Below are 16,991 nucleotides of genomic sequence, written 5' to 3'. Positions count from 1 at the left end.
TTGAAGCACCATAGCGGGCGCCTCCGGCTGAGTGAAATTCCCGGCCGGAATGGCCGCGGCGGCACCGACACCCTGGAATGCGTCCCCAGATGGCTGCCCGTTCTGTACCGCTATGGGCGGTCATAGAAGGGTTGAACGGGGCATATCGACAGACCGGTTGACGTCTGTGCAGGTTTTTTGATGATCCTTTGTGTGGCAAGTGGGTGCGCGGGGAAATAGTTTGGGGAAATCCATTCGAACGTGCCGTGCAATTGCGAGATTAGCCTCGTCCGAAGCGATCAGTGGTGGTCGCGATGTCCTGCGTCACAGGTGTGCGACCCCCGCACGCGGGGAAGGGTGTGTCCCGCGGGGTCACGGTGTCGGTGGCAGGTGGCACGATGGACGTCGCGGGGGTGCGGCTGCGGTGGCTCTCCCCGGAACGGTGAGGCGTCAGACCGAGGATGTGATCCCCAGTGGCCATCTCCCTGTCCGTGGTGCTGTTGTTGGCGATCATCATGATCGTCCTGATAAGGGGCAAGACGCTCAAGGTCGGCCCGGCCATCATCGCCGCGCTCTTCGGCTTCTTCCTTGCCTCCACGGGAATGGCCCCGGCGATCAACAAGTTCCTCGACTCGCTGGCCGACACCATCAACCAGATAAACCTCTGACGCGGGTGACCGGCGCGGGGGTGCCTCGCGGCGCACCCGCCGCATGGGTGGCGCCCGTCACGAGCGCGCACGTCGCGCCTCGGAAGTGAAGTCACCCGTCACCCGGCGCGGTGGCCGCGCCGGGTGACGGGGAGTCAGGCGACGGCCGGCGCGCGGTCCTCGGCCGTTCCCACGATGCGGCGCAGCGCGGCGGTCCGCTCCGCGGGGTCCTGCGCGGACAGCAGCGCCGCCAGCACGGCGATGCGGGCCTGGCCCGCGCGCAGCGTCCCGGCCAGCACACCCCCCGCCGCGGCGAGGTCCACCGCACCGCCCCCGGTGTACATCGGGGCCACCGGCCCCGCCGCCACCCGGGTGCTCACGGCGACCAGCACGCCGGCCTCCACCGCCCGGCGCACCGCTGCCACGAAGTCCGGCGTCGCGTTGCCCGCCCCGGTGCCGACCAGCACGATCCCCTGGGCCCCCGCGCCCAGCGCGGCGTCGAAGAGCACGGGGTCGGCGTCCACGTGGTGCATCACGACGTCGACGCGCGGTGCCGTGGCGCCGGGGGCCGGCAGCGGCAGCGCCGCGGCACGCGGCCGCGGGGCGCCCCAGGCGATCTCGCCGAACTTCACCCGGCCGAGCGGCCGCCCCGAGGGGTCGGCGAACGCCTGGACGTCCAGGGTGTGCGCCTTGACCGTGCCCCGGGCGGCGTGCACGAAGCCCCCGAAGGCGATGACCACGCCGATGTCCTGGCCGGTCGCCGCGGTCAGCAGCGCGTCGTAGAGATTGCCCGCCGCGTCCCCGTCCACGGAGTCCAGGGGGAGCTGGGCGCCGGTGAGGACCACCGGGCGCCGGTCGTCGTGGTGGAGGTCGAGGAGGAAGGCGGTCTCCTCCATGGTGTCGGTGCCGTGCGTCACCACGACGCCGTCCACGGCCGGGTCCGCCAGCACCTCGTGGACCGTCCGCAGCAGTTCCAGCTGGTGGGCGGAGGTCAGCCGCGAGCTGTTCACGGTGAACAGGTCGCGGACGCTCACCTCGACGCCCTCGGGGACCGCACCCGCCGCCAGCACCTCGTGGCCGGCGGCCTCGGCCGCGTACCCGGCCCCCTGCCACCGGCTGGCGATCGTGCCGCCGGTGCCGATCACGACGATGTGCTTCACGTTTCCCTCGCTCGTGCGTTCGCCCGGTCCTCCCGCCGCAAGGATATGCGCTGACCCCTGGCATCGGATTGCCAATCAGCCCGCGTAGACCTGCCAGGCGTGGTATTCATCGCTCCTATGGACGCCATCGACAGAAGAATCTTGCGTGAGCTCCAGGCCGACGGCCGGCTCACCAACCAGGAACTGGCCGCCCGGGTCGGCCTCACCCCGTCCCCGTGCCTGCGCCGGGTGCGGCAGCTGGAGGAGGACGGGGTGATCCAGAGCTACCGGGCCGTCGTCGACCCGGCCGCCGTCGGCCGCGGCTTCGAGGTCTTCGCCTCCGTCGAGGTGCGGCGGGACCGCGAGTCCGTCGCCGCCTTCGAGGAGCAGGTGCAGGCCATCCCCGACGTCGTCGAGGCCTACCGGCTCTACGGCGCGCCCGGCTGCCTGCTGCGGATCGCGGTGGCCGACAGCGACGCCTACGAGCGCTTCTGGACCGAGAAGCTGATCGCCCTGCCGGGCGTCAGCGAGGTGAACTCGCAGATGATCATGAAGCGCATCAAGGGCCCCCAGGGCGTGCCGGTCGGCTAGGGCCCGTCCGCGTCCCGGTCCCAGGCCGGGGCCGTCCCGGGGCCGGGGGAGTCCGCCGACCGGGCCCTGGGTACCCGGCCCCGGCGGCCGCGATCGCCGGGCCGCCGAGACCGACGACCAGCGCGGCGGGGTACCCGGCTCCGGGACGGTGGCCGTCCGGCGCCCTAGGCGGGGTTCCCGGCGGCTCCGGCGGCTCCGGCAGTGCCGGCGGCACCCGGGACGCGTCCGAGGGCGTCCCGCACCGCTTCGGCGGAGCGCGCGACGACCGCCGAGCCGTCCTCGGCGGTGATGATCGGACGCTGGATCAGCCGCGGGTGCGTCGCGAGCGCCCCGATCCAGCGCTCCCGCTCACCCGGCTCGCGCGGCCACTCCCCGAGCCCCAGTTCCTTCGCCTCGGCCTCCTGGGTCCGCACGATGTCCCACGGCTCCAGCCCGAGCCGCTCCAGCACCGCGCGGATCTCGTCGGCGTCCGGCGGGTCCTCCAGGTAGCGGCGCACGGTGTACTGCGCGCCCTCCTCGTCCAGCAGGTGCAGCGCGGAGCGGCACTTCGAGCACGCGGGGTTGATCCAGATCTCCATCCCGCCAATGTAGTGAGGCGTTCAGCCGTCGTCGCGCCCGTCGTCGCGCAGCCTGCGCCAGATGCGGGTGCGGTGCAGCACGTAGACGGCGACGAGCATGACCAGCGCCTGGAGTCCCACGGCGAGCAGCCAGAAGACGATCCTGCTCTCCAACTCGTCCGTCATGTAGGTGAAGTTCATCCCGAAGAAGCCGGTCAGGAAGGTCAGCGGAAGGAAGATCGTCGACACGATGGCCAGCCGGTTGATCACCCCGTTCTGCTCGCCGGACACGAGTGAGGAGTAGCTGGCGAACGCCCGCCGGGCCGCGTCCTGGAGCGACTCGATGCTGGCGAGCACCATCCGCGCGGCCCGCTGGTAGGAGGCGGCGAGCCGCTGCCGCTCCTCCGGGAAGTTGCCGCTCATCATCCGCCGGGTGATGGTCTCGTCGGTCGCCTGCAGGTACGGCAGCAGCGCGTGGTGCAGCACGGCCGCGCGGCGGCGCAGCCGCGCCAGCCGGTACACCTGCTGCGGGTGCCGGCTCTCGAACATCTCGTCCTCGAGGTCCTCCACCTGCAGCAGCGCCTCCACGGCGGACTTGCGGAAGGTCTCCAGGGCGTCCTCCAGCAGCAGGAACAGCGCGGCCGTGGTGTCCGCGGGCCGTTCGCGCGGCAGCCGGGTGAAGAACCGGCCGACCAGTGCGTTCGGTCCCCGGTGGACGGTGACCAGGTACCGCTCGGTCACGAAGACGTGGAGGTGGACGACCTCGCCGTCGTCGACGACGGGCACGACGAACCGGGCGTTGTCGCCGTGGAACTCCGCCCGCGCCGCCTCGCCCTCCTTACCCAGCCATGCCAGGTCCTCGGCCTCCAGGCCGAGTTCACGGGCGATCGGCAGCTCGTCGGGCCGCCCCTCCCCGGGCACCTCGACGTCCACGAGCAGGAACCGGCACGCCGCGAGCCGCTCACGTACCTCCGACAGGGCGGCGGGGGCGGCGACGCCCTCGGGCATCGACACCACCGTAACGATCATCGTTCCTCACCGTGGGTCACCGGCACGCCTCCCAGCCTGCGCAGACTCCGGCGCCCACGCATGCGGAGGTGGCCGGTCAGGGGAGGCCGCGGTCCCGGCGGGCGCCTCCTGAGCGAGGCTGCGACCGCGTGTCAAGCCCCGAATTCCAGCGACGTGACGCGGGCCGGGCGCCGGGGCCTACCGGAGTCAAGAGGTCGCGCAACACCGACCGGAAGGAAGTCCACCGGGACGTTCCCCCGGTGCCGGGCCGTCCGAAGAGGGCTCGCCCGCAATTCCCGCCCCCATCGACCATTCGAGGAGTACTGCCATGCCCCGCACCCGCAAGATCGTCATGCTGACCGCCGCCACCACCCTCGCCGCCGGTGGCGCCCTGCTTCCGGCCGGCGCCTTCGCGGCCGCTCCCGCCCAGGCCGGCGCTCATACCGGCGTCGCCGAGGCCGCACCCCAGCGGCACGCGCTCCACGTCGCCGACGGCGGCGGGGTGAACAACAACATCCCGGTCTTCAACAACTGAGCACCCCGGCTTTCCGGTCCTCCCGGTCCGCACGGCCGGCCCCGCCCCGGCCGTGCGGACCGCGAGCCGTCATCCTCGCGTCTCCATTAGTATCGAGTAATACGGTCGCGAACGGAACCGTGAAAGGCCCGTCGCGACGCCGAGCGGACGGGAGCAGACATGAAGATCGCGGTTGCCGGTGGTACCGGCGTGGCCGGGCGGTTCGTGGTGGAGGAGGTGCGCGCCCGCGGGCACGAGCCCGTGGTGCTGTCGCGCGGAGAAGGCGTCGACCTGCTGAGCGGGTCGGGGCTGGACGCTGCGCTGACCGGGGCCGAAGTGGTGATCGACGTCAGCAATGTGACGACGAACCGCAAGTCGGTGGCCGTGGGCTTCTTCGACAAGGCGGGCCGGAACCTCGCGGCGGCGGCCGGGCGGGCCGGCGTGCGGCACCTGGTGACGCCGTCGATCGTGGGCGTCGACCGGGTCGGGCACCCGTACTACACCGGCAAAATGCGGCAGGAGGAGATCATCCGGGGCGGCGCCGTGCCGTGGACCATCATGCGGGCGACGCAGTTCCACGAGTTCGTGGGGCAGGCGCTGGAGGGAGTCCCCGGGCCGCTCGCGCTGGTGCCGACGGCCCCGGTGCAGCCCGTCGCCGTACGCGAGGTGGCGGAAGCCCTCGTCGGCCTCGCCCTTGAGGCGCCGCAGGGGATGGCCCCGGAGTTCGCGGGCCCGCAGGTCGAGTCGCTGGTCGACCTGGCCCGGAGCCTCATCGCCGCGGGCGGCGCGCGCCGCCGGCCGGTCGCGCCCCTGTACTTCCCCGGTGCGATGCGCAAAGGCGGCCTGCTGCCGTCCGGACCCGGCCCCCGGGGCACCGTGACCTTCGCCGACTGGCTCAAGGAGCAGAGCCCGGCGACACCTTCGTGACGGGACCTCGCCGGGGCGGGACCGCGTCCTCCAACTCGACCGCGATGCCGACGGGGTGGTCGCGTGCCCCAGGGGCATCAGCCCGCGTCGCAGTGATCCGCCCCGGGGCACAGGCTGTCCGTGTGAGGGCGCTGCGGCCGGCCTGCCCCGGGCCGTGCACCTGCCGCTGTGGCCCACGCCGCCCGGGCGGCTCGCCGACACGGCCGGTGCCGGGCGCTCAGGGCGGGAGCGTCCGGCCGTCGGATTCGGGGCAGGCGTCCGCCTGCCCCGTCAGCGGGGGCCGCAGGTGCATCCTCCGCCGGCGGTGGCCGGCGTGCCGTCGTGGGCCGGCGCGCCCTGTTCGCCGGAGGCGCAGCACCCGGCCGGGGCGTTCTCGGCGCTCCTGCCGAGGGTGCCGGCGTCGGCCTTGACGACGTAGACCTCCCAGGGCTCCTTGCCGGGGCCGGTGACCCAGACCTTGTCCTGGAGGGCGTAGCAGCAGGAGGTGCCGCTCTCCTCGAAGGTGGCCAGACCCGCCTCCTGGAGCCGCCCGGTGGCGGCTGCGACCTGGTCGGTCGACTCGACCTCGACGCCGAGGTGGTCGAGCCGGGTGTCCTGTCCTTCCTCGCCCTCGATCAGGACGAGCTTGAGCGGGGGCTCGGGGACGGCGAAGTTGGCGTAGCCGGGACGGAGCTTGGCGGGCCCGACGCCGAAGAGCCTGGAGTAGAACGCGATGGACCCCTCGAGGTCGGCGACGCGCAGGGCGAGTTGAACGCGGGACATGACGGACTCCCTCATCTGCCGTTCCGCAGTTGCATCGACATCCATCGATACAGCTCGACGAATCCGAGGTTGCCAGCTGCATCGACAGGCGTCAACATAGACACATGTCGAAATCAGAGCTGCGGGTGCTCGGCCAGGACGAGCAGGACCTCGCGTGCTGCTCGCCGATCGTCCGGGAACCGCTGGGCGAGGCCGAAGCGGTGGACCTGGCGCGGATGTTCAAGGCGCTGTCGGATCCCGTGCGGTTGCGCCTGCTCTCCCTGATCGCCTCCCACGAGGGCGGCGAGGCCTGTGTGTGCGATCTGACCGGGCCGTTCGACGTGTCGCAGCCGACGATCTCGCACCACCTGAAGGTGCTGCGGGAAGCGGGTCTGGTGGGCTCCGAACGGCGCGGTACCTGGGTCTACTACTGGGTGCTGCCGCCCGCGCTCGCCCGGCTCTCCTCCCTCCTCCGGGCCCCGGCCGAGCCGGCCGCCGCGGCCCGCGGATGATCGCCCTCGGCCGCCGTGCCGCCGCGGAGTTCCTCGGCACCGCCGCCCTGGTCGCCGTCGTGGTGGGCTCGGGCATCCAGGCCTCGGAGCTGTCCCGGGACGCGGGCGTGCAGCTTCTCGCCAACTCCCTTGCGACGGTGTTCGGCCTGGGCGTCCTGATCGTCCTGCTCGGCCCGGTCTCCGGCGCGCACTTCAACCCGGTCGTCACCCTCGCCGCCTGGTGGACCGGGCGCGGCACCGGTGACGGCCCGGCCCCGCGTGAGGTCGCGGCCTATGTGCCCGCCCAGTTCGCCGGGGCCGTCGGCGGAGCGGTCCTGGCCGACGCGATGTTCGCAGAACCGCTGGTGCGGTGGTCGGCGCACGACCGGTCCGCCGGGAACCTGTGGCTGGGGGAGGCCGTCGCCACGGCGGGCCTGATCCTGCTCGTCCTCGGACTCGGCCGTACGGGGCAGCGGCACGTCGGGCCCGTCGCCGTCGCCTCCTACATCGGCGCGGCGTACTGGTTCACCTCCTCCACCAGCTTCGCCAACCCGGCCGTGACGGTCGGGCGCACCTTCTCCGACACCTTCGCCGGCATCGCCCCCGCCTCCGTGGCGCCGTTCGTCGCCGCCCAACTCCTCGGCGCCGTCCTCGGCCTGGCCCTCGCCGCCGTCCTCTTCGGCCGCGACACGCCCACCGCGCCGCCCGCCGTTGCCGCGACGGCCGCCGCGCCCGTACTCGCCACCACCCGTCACTGACCGAGGAAGAACCCCGTGAGCACCTCCACCGTCCCGTCCGTGCTGTTCGTCTGCGTCCACAACGCGGGCCGCTCCCAGATGGCCGCCGCCTTCCTCACCCACCTCGCCGGGGACCGGCTCGAGGTCCACTCGGCCGGCTCGGCCCCCGCCGACGCGGTCAACCCGGCGGTGGTCGAGGCCATGGAGGAATCCGGGATCGACATCTCCGCGGAGGTCCCCAAGGTCCTCACCACCGAGGCCGTGCGGTCCTCCGACGTGGTCATCACCATGGGCTGTGGCGACGCCTGCCCGTTCTTCCCCGGCAAGCGCTACCTCGACTGGCAGCTCGACGACCCCGCCGGCCGGGGCGTCGACGCCGTCCGCCCGATCCGCGACGAGATCGAACGGCGCGTGCGCGGCCTGCTCACCGAACTGGGCGTACCGGCGGGGGCATGAGCCGTGCACCGTGACCGAGGGCGGCCTTCCGAGGCCCCCGTTGGGGTGAGTTGACCGGCCCGCATCGGCAGGACACCGGCCTCGGCCACGGCACGTTCCGCGTACCCCGTTCGGTCACCGTTCGCCCGCCGTTCGCGGTCCGGCCCGGGCCGCCGTGACCGGGAGCGCCGCGATCGCCGGGGCGACCGCGGCCGTGATCGCGAAGGCCATGAGCGCGATGCGCGCAGGAAGGGGCACGAGGCGGGTGCGGACGACCGGCCCGGCCGGGGGACGACGAAGGCCCAGGCCGGGGGAGATGTGCCCCTGACCTGGGCCTTTGCCTGCAGAGCGGGCGACGGGAATCGAACCCGCGTAGCCAGTTTGGAAGACTGGGGCTCTACCATTGAGCTACGCCCGCAACGGCCAGTCATTCTGGCACATCAGATCGTAGCCGATCGACCCGGCTCCCGCGCACGGCATATGTGGCCGTCAGGGTGTGCGGAGGCATGTACTCTACGTGTCGCACCGACGGGGTGTGGCGCAGCTTGGTAGCGCGTCCGCTTTGGGAGCGGAAGGTCGTCGGTTCGAATCCGGCCACCCCGACCAGTGCTCGGCCGTCCCGCGCCGAGCGGCCCGGCCGCAGGATTGTGGTACCGGTAGGATGGGTCGTCGGCCACGCGATACGCGGAAAAGCCAGGTCGAACACCAGCCGCCCCGCACGACGCCGAGCGGCCGCCCATCAACGTAAAGCCCCCAAGGAGACCCAACCGTGAAGAGCGCCGTCGAGACTCTGAACCCGACCCGGGTTCGACTCACTGTCGAGGTGCCCTTCGAGGAGCTCAAGCCCAGCCTCGACGCGGCGTACAAGAAGATCAACCAGCAGGTCACGGTGCCGGGCTTCCGTAAGGGCAAGATCCCCGCGCGCGTCATCGACCAGCGGTTCGGCCGTGGCGCGGTCCTCGAAGAGGCCATCAACGACGCCCTGCCGAAGTTCTACACGGAGGCGGTCAACGAGGGCGAGCTCAACGTCCTCGGCCAGCCCGAGGTGGACATCACCGAGTTCAACGACGGCCAGGAGCTGAAGTTCACCGCCGAGGTGGACATCCGCCCGGTCATCGAGATCCCGGACTACTCCGGCATCGAGGTCACCGTCGACGCCATCGAGGTGACCGACGAGGACGTCGACAAGGCCCTCGAGCAGCTGCGCGAGCGCTTCGCCTCCACCACCGTCGTGGAGCGCGCCGCCGCCGACGGCGACGTCGTGGTCGTCGACCTGGAGGCCTCGGTCGACGGCGAGGTGCTGGAGGACGGCGTCGCCAGCGGCGTCACCTACACCATCGGCTCCGGCCAGCTGCTCGACGGCATCGACGAGGCCGTCACCGGCCTGGAGGCCGGCGGTTCGGCCACCTTCACCTCCGAGCTCAAGGGCGGCTCCGCCGCCGGCAAGACGGCCCAGGTCAAGGTGGACGTCTCCACCGTCCAGGCCCGTGAGCTGCCCGCGCTGGACGACGACTTCGCCCAGCTGGCGAGCGAGTTCGACACCCTCGAGGAGCTCCGCGCCGACGCCGTGAAGCGCCAGGAGCGCATCAAGCAGTACGACCAGGCCACCCAGGCCCAGGAGAAGGTGCTCGACGCCCTCCTGGAGCTGGTCGAGATCCCGCTCCCGGAGAAGCTCCTCAAGGACGAGGTCGAGACCCGCGTCCACAACCTGGAGCACCACCAGTTCCCGGCCATGGGCCTGACCTGGGAGTCGTTCCTCGAGAACGAGGGCAAGACCCGCGAGGAGTACGACGAGGAGATCGAGGGGCAGGCGAAGAAGGGCATCAAGACCCAGTTCGTCCTCGACGAGCTCGTCAACACCGAGAAGCTCTCGGTCAACCAGGAGGAGCTCACCGAGCACCTCATGCGCCGTGCCGCCTCCTCGGGCATGAGTCCGGACCAGTTCGCCCAGGCGGTCGTCGAGGGCGGTCAGGTCCCGCTGCTCGTCGGCGAGGTCGCCCGCGGCAAGGCGCTGGCCCTGGTCGTCGAGGCCGCCACGGTCAAGGACACCAACGGCGAGGTCGTCGACCTGGAGGACGAGGAGGACGAGACCGGCGAGACGGTCGCGGCCACCTCCGAGGACGCGGACGCCGAGACCGCCAAGGGTGAGGGCTCCGAGGCCTGAGCCTCGCCCCGCAGCGACATCCGACGGGCCCGGACGACAGTTGCGTCCGGGCCCGTTCTGCTTCTTTTCGCTCTCCGCTTACACCCTCCCTGCGCTCACAGCGAACAGTTCCGCGTGGGGGATTGCCGGGCCCCACCTGCGCGTTAGGGTCCGTAAGTACGAGGGCCCGTGCCCTACGAGAAGTCCCTGTGACGGCGTCCGCGCCGTCCGACAACGAGCAGGTGGATACGTGACGACTCCGATGCCTTCCGCCGCCGGCGAGCCGACCATCGGTGGCCTCGGCGACCAGGTCTACAACCGGCTGCTCGGCGAGCGGATCATCTTCCTCGGCCAGCCGGTGGACGACGACATCGCCAACAAGATCACCGCGCAGTTGCTCCTCCTTGCCGCCGAGCCGGACAAGGACATCTACCTCTACATCAACAGCCCCGGCGGCTCCGTGACGGCCGGCATGGCGATCTACGACACCATGCAGTTCATCAAGAACGACGTCGTCACCATCGCCATGGGCCTGGCCGCCTCCATGGGCCAGTTCCTGCTGACCGCCGGTACCCCCGGCAAGCGCTTCGCGCTGCCGAACACCGACATCCTGATGCACCAGCCCTCGGCCGGCCTGGCCGGCTCTGCCTCGGACATCAAGATCCACGCCGAGCAGCTCCTGCGCACGAAGAAGCGGATGGCCGAGCTCATCGCGGAGCACTCCGGCCAGAGCGTCGAGGCGATCACCCGCGACTCCGACCGCGACCGCTGGTTCTCCGCCGACGCGGCCAAGGAGTACGGCCTGATCGACGACGTCATCACGCACGCCGTGAACGTGCCGGGCGGCGGCGGCACCGGGGCCTGACCGGGCCTGAGCCCGTACAGCCCCGCAGGACCGACCCCAGCCCACTGCTCATCTCCAGGACGGTGAACGTGACCACCCAGAACTTCCCCGGCAGCGGCCTGTACGACCGCGCGAACGCCGCCGAGGCCCGCTACGTCGTCCCGCGTTTCGTGGAGCGCACCTCCCAGGGCGTCCGCGAGTACGACCCGTACGCGAAGCTCTTCGAGGAGCGCGTGATCTTCCTCGGGGTGCAGATCGACGACGCCTCCGCCAACGACGTCATGGCACAGCTGCTGTGCCTGGAGTCGATGGACCCGGACCGCGACATCTCGGTCTACATCAACAGCCCCGGCGGCTCCTTCACGGCGCTGACGGCCATCTACGACACGATGCAGTTCGTGAAGCCCGACATCCAGACGGTCTGCATGGGCCAGGCGGCCTCCGCCGCGGCCGTGCTGCTCGCCGCCGGCACCCCCGGCAAGCGGATGGCGCTGCCGAACGCCCGCATCCTGATCCACCAGCCGTACTCCGAAACGGGCCGCGGCCAGGTCTCGGACCTGGAGATCGCCGCCAACGAGATCCTGCGGATGCGGGCCCAGCTGGAGGAGATGCTGGCCAAGCACTCCAGCACCCCGATCGAGAAGATCCGCGACGACATCGAGCGCGACAAGATCCTCACGGCCGAGGAGGCCCTCTCCTACGGTCTGGTCGACCAGATCGTCTCGACCCGCAAGGGCTCGTCGGTCGCGGTCTGACGCCCGGCAGGGCATTCTGCGACAAGAAGTCCCCTCTTGGAGCGACCGGGTTGTGCAGGTCACGGCCCAGTAGCTCCAAGGGGGGCCCGCACTGGGGGCGCGGCAAGGTACCGTCGATAGGCAAGCACCAGGACTCGTCGAACTGACGGGACCCAGGCGAAGGGGAAGCACCTCGTGGCACGCATCGGTGACGGCGGCGATCTGCTCAAGTGCTCGTTCTGCGGAAAGAGCCAGAAGCAGGTGAAGAAGCTCATCGCAGGACCCGGTGTGTACATCTGCGACGAGTGCATCGACCTCTGCAACGAGATCATCGAGGAGGAGCTCGCCGAGTCCTCCGAGGTGCGGTGGGAGGACCTGCCGAAGCCGCGCGAGATCTACGAGTTCCTGGAGAGCTACGTCGTCGGCCAGGAGCCGGCGAAGAAGGCGCTCTCCGTCGCGGTGTACAACCACTACAAGCGGGTGCAGGCCGGTGAGAACGGCGGCGGCCGCGGCCACGACGACGGCATCGAGCTCGCCAAGTCCAACATCCTGCTGCTCGGCCCCACGGGCTCCGGCAAGACCCTGCTCGCCCAGACGCTGGCCCGCATGCTGAACGTGCCGTTCGCCATCGCGGACGCCACGGCGCTCACCGAGGCCGGGTACGTCGGCGAGGACGTCGAGAACATCCTGCTCAAGCTGATCCAGGCGGCCGACTACGACGTCAAGAAGGCCGAGACGGGGATCATCTACATCGACGAGATCGACAAGGTCGCCCGCAAGAGCGAGAACCCGTCGATCACCCGGGACGTCTCCGGCGAGGGCGTGCAGCAGGCCCTGCTGAAGATCCTGGAGGGCACCACGGCCTCGGTGCCGCCGCAGGGCGGGCGCAAGCACCCGCACCAGGAGTTCATCCAGATCGACACCACCAACGTGCTCTTCATCGTCGGCGGTGCCTTCGCCGGTCTGGAGAAGATCATCGAGTCCCGGGCCGGCGCCAAGGGCATCGGCTTCGGCGCGACGATCCGCTCCAAGCGCGAGATCGACTCCGCCGACCAGTTCTCCGAGGTCATGCCGGAGGACCTGGTCAAGTTCGGCATGATCCCCGAGTTCATCGGCCGTCTGCCGGTCATCACCAGCGTGCACAACCTCGACCGCGAGGCGCTGCTGCAGATCCTGGTCGAGCCGCGCAACGCCCTGGTCAAGCAGTACCAGCGGCTCTTCGAGCTCGACGGTGTCGAGCTCGAGTTCGAGCGCGGCGCCCTGGAGGCCATCGCCGACCAGGCCATCCTCCGCCAGACCGGCGCCCGCGGCCTGCGCGCCATCATGGAGGAGGTGCTGATGTCGGTGATGTACGAGGTGCCCTCGCGCAAGGACGTCGCCCGCGTCGTCATCACCGAGGACGTCGTGCACTCCAACGTGAACCCGACCCTGGTCCCGCGCGAGCCCCGCATCATCGGCAAGGGCGAGCAGAAGAGCGCGTAACGCGCACCAGCCCGCGTACGTGAAGGGGGGCGCCCGGCAGATGCCGGGCGCCCCCCTTCACGTACGGGTGGTTACTTCTTGACGCGGACGTCGTTCCGGAACTTCGCCGTGGTCTCCGCGAAGTCGGCGACGGAGGGGGCGTCGGGGATGGTGCCGGAGCCGGTCGCCTCCGGGGAGGGGGACCAGATCAGCAGCGCGACGGTGCTGTCGTCGCCCCAGACGCAGAAGGGCGACTTGAAGACGCCGTAGTCCTTCTCGCCGCACTTCATCACGTCGCCGTCGAAACCGGCCGGGTGCTGCTCGCTCGCCGCGCTCCCGGCGAGAGCAGCCGAGATCATCTTGTCGACCGCGGCGCCGGGGTCGTCGATCCCGCCGTAGGCGCCGCCGAACCCGATCTGCTCGCCCCCACTGGTGTAGGCGGCGGAGATCGAGGTGCCGTTCGAGATGTACTGGTCGCTGCCGGACTCGGACTCCGCGAGCTTCTGGCTGGACTTGCTGTACGTGCCGTCCACGACCGTCGCCGGGGTCGTCAGCTTGTAGTCGCCGCCCCCGCCGCCGCTGCTCATGAAGAAGACGATGCCGCCGCCGATGAGCGCGACGGCGACCACGAGGCCGACCAGGATGCCGATGACCTTGCCCTTGCCGCCGGACCGGGGCGGCGGCGGGGCTCCCCAGGCGCCGGGCTGCCGGCCGTACGGACCCGGCTGCTGACCGTACGGGCCGGGCTGCTGGGGGTAGCCGTAGCCGGCGCCCGGCTGCGGGGCCGTGGGCTGCTGCGGATAGCCGTACCCCGGTCCGGGCTGCTGGGGCGGGCCGGGCGGCACCGGCGGCTGCTGGGGCGGGCCGGGCTGGGCCCCGTAGCCGGGCTGGCCGCCGTAACCCGGCTGCGGCGGCGGCTGGTTGAAGCTCATCGGTGAGAGTCCCCTCGTTGAACTGCTGTCTCCTCGTCATCATCCTCGCGGATTGTTTAAGCCGCCTTTACATCGGAGTCGTCAGGACTTGGTAACAAGACGGTGCAGATGCCCGGTTGATCACCCCTGGCGCCCGGACGGCCGGGACGGCGCCCACCGGTCCGACCGGGCTGAACAAGCGTCAGAAGCGCCCCGTACGCCGGTCGTTCGGGCCGGCGGGCCGCCACGCCCCCGCCGCCGGCCCGGGCGGGGTGTCCGCCCGCCGGCGCCGGAGCCCTCGCCGGGCCCGCGGCCCGCGCCGCGGCCCCGCCCCCGGTCCGGACGGCGGCGGCACCCCGGCCGGGTCCCGCGGCGGGCACGCGTCGCCCGGGCGGACCTCGCCCGTGCCCCGGCCCCGCCCCTCGCGCCCGGCACCGGTGGATTCGTAACGGGGCCCGCCGCGCCCGTAAACTGAGCGCCGTGACCGACAACACTCAGCAGGCCGCCGCGAGCGGACCGAACAGCGCGACCCCCGAACTGCCGACCCAGTACGCGCCGGCCGAGGTAGAGGGGCCCCTGTACGAGCGCTGGGTAGAGCGCGGTTACTTCGAGGCCGACGCCAAGAGCGACAAGAAGCCGTACACCATCGTCATCCCGCCGCCGAACGTCACCGGCAGCCTCCACCTGGGCCACGCCTTCCAGCACACGCTGATGGACGCCCTCACCCGCCGCAAGCGGATGCAGGGCCACGAGGCGCTGTGGCTGCCCGGCATGGACCACGCGGGCATCGCCACCCAGAACAAGGTCGAGCAGCAGCTCGCCGAGGAGGGCAAGTCCCGGCACGACCTGGGCCGCGAGGCCTTCGTCGAGCGCGTGTGGCAGTGGAAGGAGGAGTACGGCGGCAGGATCCTGGGCCAGATGCGCCGTCTCGGCGACGGCGTGGACTGGTCGCGCGAGCGCTTCACCATGGACGAGGGCCTCTCCCGTGCCGTCCAGACGATCTTCAAGAAGCTCTACGACGACGGTCTGATCTACCGCGCCGAGCGCATCATCAACTGGTGCCCGCGCTGCCTGACCGCGATCTCCGACATCGAGGTCGAGCACGAGGACCGGGACGGCGAGCTGGTCTCGATCCGCTACGGCGACGGCGAGAACTCCATCGTCGTGGCCACCACCCGGGCCGAGACGATGCTCGGCGACACGGCCGTCGCCGTCCACCCCGACGACGAGCGCTACCGGCACCTGATCGGCACCGAGATCGACCTGCCGCTCACCGACCGCCGGATCCCGGTCGTCGCCGACGAGCACGTCGACCCGGAGTTCGGCACCGGCGCCGTGAAGGTGACCCCGGCGCACGACCCCAACGACTTCGAGATCGGCCGGCGCCACAACCTGCCGTCCCTGACGATCATGGACGACCACGCCCGGATCACCGTCCACGGCCCCTTCCAGGACATGGACCGCCTCGAGGCCCGGGACGCCGTCGTCGGCGCCCTGCGCTCGCAGGGACGCATCGTCGCCGAGAAGCGGCCGTACGTCCACGCGGTCGGCCACTGCTCCCGCTGCAAGACGATCATCGAGCCGCGGCTGTCGCTGCAGTGGTGGGTCAAGGTCGGCCCGCTGGCGCAGGCCGCCGGTGACGCCGTCCGCGACGGCCGGGTGAAGATCCACCCGCAGGAGATGTCCGGCCGCTACTTCCAGTGGGTCGACAACATGCACGACTGGTGCATCTCGCGCCAGCTGTGGTGGGGCCACCGCATCCCGGTCTGGTACGGCCCCGACGGCGAGACGGTCTGCGTCGGCCCGGACGAGCAGCCCCCGGCCGGCGAGGGCTGGACGCAGGACACCGACGTCCTGGACACGTGGTTCTCCTCGGGCCTGTGGCCGTTCTCCACCCTGGGCTGGCCGGAGCGCACCCCGGACCTCGAGAAGTTCTACCCGACCGACGTCCTGCTGACCGGCCACGACATCATCTTCTTCTGGGTCGCCCGGATGATGATGTTCGGCCTGTACGCGATGGACGGCCAGGCGCCCTTCCACACCATCGCCCTCACCGGCCTGGTGCGCGACGAGCGCGGCAAGAAGATGTCCAAGTCCTTCGGCAACGTCGTGGACCCGCTGGACTGGATGGACAAGTACGGCTCGGACGCGCTGCGCTTCACCCTCGCCCGCGGCGCCAACCCCGGCACCGACGTGCCGATCGGCGAGGACTGGGTCCAGGGCTCCCGGAACTTCACCAACAAGATCTGGAACGCCACGCGCTTCGCGCTGATGAACGGCGCCACGGTCGAGGGCGAACTGCCCGCGCCCGAGGAGATGTCGGCGACCGACCGCTGGATCCTGTCCCGGCTGAACGCCACGGTCGCCGAGGCCGACGCGCTCTACGACGACTACCAGTTCGCCAAGCTCAGCGACGTCCTCTTCCACTTCGCGTGGGACGAGGTCTTCGACTGGTACGTCGAGTTGTCCAAGACCACCTTCCTCGCCGGCGGCCGTCCGGCCGAGGTCTCGCAGCGCGTGCTGGGCGAGGTCCTGGACAAGCTGCTGCGGCTGCTGCACCCGGTGGTGCCCTTCGTCACCGAGACGCTGTGGACCACGCTCACCGGGCGCGAGTCGGTCGTCGTCGCCGACTGGCCGGCCGACTCCGGCTTCCGTGACGCGGCCGCCGAGCGGGAGATCGCGGCGGTGCAGTCGCTGGTCACCGAGGTCCGCAGGTTCCGCGCCGACCAGGGCCTGCAGCCCGGCCAGAAGGTCCCGGCCCGGCTCGACCTGGGCTCCACCGGCCTGGAGGCCCACGAGGCCGCCGTCCGCCAGCTGCTGCGCCTGCAGCCGGAGGGCGAGGCGTTCACCGCGACGGCGACCCTCCCGGTGGCGGGCGTGACGGTCGCGCTGGACCTCTCCGGGGCGATCGACGTCGACGCCGAGCGGAAGCGGCTGGCCAAGGACCTGGCCGCCGCCGAGAAGGAGAAGGCGCAGGCCACGGCGAAGCTCGGCAACGAGGCGTTCCTGGCGAAGGCCCCGGAACCGGTCGTCGCCAAGATCCGCACCCGCCTGGAGGCGGCCGAGGCGGACATCGCCCGCATCACCGCGCAGCTCTCCTCGCTGCCGCAGGGCTGACGCACCGGGGGTGGG

17 protein-coding genes and 2 tRNA genes are annotated in these 16,991 nt (G+C 71.3%); 13 read left to right on the top strand and 6 right to left on the bottom strand.

Annotated features, from left to right (window positions below):
* Positions 1-452: 452 nt before the first annotated feature.
* On the top strand, positions 453-647 hold the full coding sequence (locus tag ACZ7MY_RS02740; RefSeq protein ID WP_499598960.1) for a hypothetical protein: 195 nt from the start codon (positions 453-455) through the stop codon (positions 645-647).
* Between the two features lie 134 nt (positions 648-781).
* On the opposite strand, the gene ACZ7MY_RS02735 is transcribed toward ACZ7MY_RS02740, so the two are convergent.
* On the bottom strand, positions 782-1,786 hold the full coding sequence (locus ACZ7MY_RS02735) for an asparaginase (protein WP_499598958.1): 1,005 nt from the start codon (positions 1,784-1,786) through the stop codon (positions 782-784).
* 117 nt (positions 1,787-1,903) lie between these two features.
* Here ACZ7MY_RS02735 and ACZ7MY_RS02730 point away from each other — a divergent pair, with 117 nt between their 5' ends.
* Entirely contained in the window at positions 1,904-2,356 is a 453-nt protein-coding gene (locus ACZ7MY_RS02730; protein WP_499598957.1) for an Lrp/AsnC family transcriptional regulator, read from the top strand.
* Positions 2,357-2,520: 164 nt separating this feature from the next.
* Here ACZ7MY_RS02730 and ACZ7MY_RS02725 read toward each other — a convergent pair whose 3' ends face one another.
* Positions 2,521-2,934 (bottom strand): arsenate reductase family protein, encoded by a 414-nt coding sequence (locus ACZ7MY_RS02725; protein WP_499598955.1) that lies wholly within the window; start codon positions 2,932-2,934, stop codon positions 2,521-2,523.
* 21 nt (positions 2,935-2,955) lie between these two features.
* A complete protein-coding gene (locus ACZ7MY_RS02720) occupies positions 2,956-3,942 on the bottom strand; it encodes a magnesium transporter CorA family protein (protein ID WP_499598954.1) in 987 nt (328 codons plus the stop codon).
* 307 nt (positions 3,943-4,249) lie between these two features.
* On the opposite strand from ACZ7MY_RS02720, the gene ACZ7MY_RS02715 reads away from it, so the two are divergent.
* Positions 4,250-4,456, top strand: a complete 207-nt coding sequence (locus tag ACZ7MY_RS02715; protein WP_499598953.1) for a hypothetical protein — start codon at positions 4,250-4,252, stop codon at positions 4,454-4,456.
* A gap of 159 nt (positions 4,457-4,615) precedes the next feature.
* Positions 4,616-5,362, top strand: a complete 747-nt coding sequence (locus ACZ7MY_RS02710) for an SDR family oxidoreductase (RefSeq protein WP_499598952.1) — start codon at positions 4,616-4,618, stop codon at positions 5,360-5,362.
* Positions 5,363-5,632: 270 nt separating this feature from the next.
* On the opposite strand, the gene ACZ7MY_RS02705 is transcribed toward ACZ7MY_RS02710, so the two are convergent.
* Positions 5,633-6,124 (bottom strand): ArsI/CadI family heavy metal resistance metalloenzyme, encoded by a 492-nt coding sequence (locus tag ACZ7MY_RS02705; protein WP_499598951.1) that lies wholly within the window; start codon positions 6,122-6,124, stop codon positions 5,633-5,635.
* A 104-nt stretch (positions 6,125-6,228) separates the two neighbouring features.
* Between ACZ7MY_RS02705 and ACZ7MY_RS02700 the strand changes: the two genes are divergently transcribed.
* From ACZ7MY_RS02700 to ACZ7MY_RS02690, 3 genes are read left to right on the top strand one after another with little or no spacing between them, the layout of a single operon-like run.
* Positions 6,229-6,615 (top strand): ArsR/SmtB family transcription factor, encoded by a 387-nt coding sequence (locus tag ACZ7MY_RS02700; RefSeq protein ID WP_499598949.1) that lies wholly within the window; start codon positions 6,229-6,231, stop codon positions 6,613-6,615.
* Complete coding sequence (locus tag ACZ7MY_RS02695; protein ID WP_499598948.1) at positions 6,612-7,352, top strand: aquaporin; 741 nt, start codon at positions 6,612-6,614, stop codon at positions 7,350-7,352. Before ACZ7MY_RS02700 ends, ACZ7MY_RS02695 begins: the two co-directional genes overlap by 4 nt.
* A 15-nt stretch (positions 7,353-7,367) precedes the next feature.
* Positions 7,368-7,787, top strand: a complete 420-nt coding sequence (locus ACZ7MY_RS02690; protein WP_499598946.1) for an arsenate reductase ArsC — start codon at positions 7,368-7,370, stop codon at positions 7,785-7,787.
* Positions 7,788-8,113: 326 nt separating this feature from the next.
* Here the strand turns inward: ACZ7MY_RS02690 and ACZ7MY_RS02685 are convergent.
* Positions 8,114-8,184 (bottom strand) — tRNA-Gly (locus tag ACZ7MY_RS02685).
* Positions 8,185-8,295: 111 nt separating this feature from the next.
* Between ACZ7MY_RS02685 and ACZ7MY_RS02680 the strand changes: the two genes are divergently transcribed.
* From ACZ7MY_RS02680 to clpX, 5 genes are all read left to right on the top strand, one after another.
* Positions 8,296-8,372, top strand: a tRNA-Pro gene (locus ACZ7MY_RS02680).
* Between the two features lie 163 nt (positions 8,373-8,535).
* A complete protein-coding gene (gene tig / locus ACZ7MY_RS02675) occupies positions 8,536-9,930 on the top strand; it encodes a trigger factor (RefSeq protein ID WP_499598945.1) in 1,395 nt (464 codons plus the stop codon).
* Between the two features lie 241 nt (positions 9,931-10,171).
* Positions 10,172-10,774 (top strand): ATP-dependent Clp protease proteolytic subunit, encoded by a 603-nt coding sequence (locus ACZ7MY_RS02670; RefSeq protein ID WP_018556566.1) that lies wholly within the window; start codon positions 10,172-10,174, stop codon positions 10,772-10,774.
* Positions 10,775-10,836: 62 nt separating this feature from the next.
* On the top strand, positions 10,837-11,508 hold the full coding sequence (locus tag ACZ7MY_RS02665) for an ATP-dependent Clp protease proteolytic subunit (protein WP_499598943.1): 672 nt from the start codon (positions 10,837-10,839) through the stop codon (positions 11,506-11,508).
* A gap of 174 nt (positions 11,509-11,682) precedes the next feature.
* The gene (gene clpX / locus ACZ7MY_RS02660; RefSeq protein ID WP_018556568.1) at positions 11,683-12,969 is read left to right on the top strand and encodes an ATP-dependent Clp protease ATP-binding subunit ClpX; all 1,287 of its coding nucleotides are present in this window, start codon (positions 11,683-11,685) and stop codon (positions 12,967-12,969) included.
* A 71-nt stretch (positions 12,970-13,040) separates the two neighbouring features.
* Here clpX and ACZ7MY_RS02655 read toward each other — a convergent pair whose 3' ends face one another.
* Entirely contained in the window at positions 13,041-13,880 is an 840-nt protein-coding gene (locus ACZ7MY_RS02655) for a hypothetical protein (RefSeq protein WP_499598942.1), read from the bottom strand.
* 459 nt (positions 13,881-14,339) lie between these two features.
* Here ACZ7MY_RS02655 and ACZ7MY_RS02650 point away from each other — a divergent pair, with 459 nt between their 5' ends.
* Positions 14,340-16,976 carry a valine--tRNA ligase gene (locus tag ACZ7MY_RS02650; protein WP_499598940.1) on the top strand — a complete coding sequence of 879 codons (2,637 nt, stop codon included), beginning with the start codon at positions 14,340-14,342 and terminating at the stop codon, positions 16,974-16,976.
* Positions 16,977-16,991 lie beyond the last annotated feature (15 nt).

The sequence above is a fragment of the Streptomyces sp. NPDC111520 genome, from assembly GCF_055635295.1.
Note: the sequence above shows the minus strand (reverse complement) of the source record. Positions and strands in the feature narration are given on the sequence as shown.